At 55.4% G+C, this 971-nt stretch carries 1 protein-coding gene; it reads left to right on the top strand.

What is annotated here, in order from left to right:
* Window positions 1-67: 67 nt before the first annotated feature.
* A partial coding sequence (locus ABD151_RS19615) for an IS5 family transposase (RefSeq protein ID WP_053275389.1) occupies window positions 68-971 on the top strand: 904 nt, incomplete at its 3' end.

Below are 971 nucleotides of genomic sequence, written 5' to 3' on the forward strand. Positions count from 1 at the left end.
GAAGGTGCGAACAAGTTCCTGATATGAGATCATCATATTCATCCGGAGCGCATCCCAGAGGGACATCATGAGCCATCAACTCACCTTCGCCGATAGTGAATTCAGCACTAAGCGCCGTCAGACCCGAAAAGAGATTTTCCTCTCCCGCATGGAGCAGATTCTGCCATGGCAAAACATGGTGGAAGTCATCGAGCCGTTTTATCCCAAGGCGGGCAATGGCCGACGGCCCTATCCGCTGGAGACCATGCTGCGTATTCACTGCATGCAGCATTGGTACAACCTGAGCGACGGTGCCATGGAAGATGCCCTGTACGAAATCGCCTCCATGCGCCTGTTTGCCCGATTATCCCTGGATAGCGCCCTGCCGGATCGCACCACCATCATGAATTTCCGCCACCTGCTCGAGCAGCATCAACTGGCCCGTCAATTGTTCAAGACCATCAATCGCTGGCTGGCCGAAGCAGGCGTCATGATGACCCAAGGCACTTTGGTGGATGCCACCATCATTGAGGCACCCAGCTCTACCAAGAACAAAGAGCAGCAACGCGATCCGGAGATGCATCAGACCAAGAAAGGCAATCAGTGGCACTTTGGCATGAAGGCCCACATTGGTGTCGATGCCAAGAGTGGCCTGACCCACAGCCTAGTCACCACCGCGGCCAACGAGCATGACCTCAATCAGCTGGGTAATCTGCTTCATGGAGAGGAGCAATTTGTCTCAGCCGATGCCGGCTACCAAGGAGCGCCACAGCGCGAGGAGCTGGCCGAGGTGGATGTGGACTGGCTGATCGCCGAGCGTCCCGGCAAGGTAAAAACCTTGAAGCAGCATCCGCGCAAGAACAAAACGGCCATCAACATCGAATACATGAAAGCCAGCATCCGTGCCAGGGTGGAGCACCCGTTTCGCATCATCAAGCGGCAGTTCGGCTTCGTGAAAGCCAGATACAAGGGGCTGCTGAAAAACGATAACC

This window comes from Nocardioides dubius (genome assembly GCF_039528155.1).
In the GTDB taxonomy this organism is placed as follows: Bacteria; Actinomycetota; Actinomycetes; order Propionibacteriales; family Nocardioidaceae; genus Nocardioides; species Nocardioides dubius.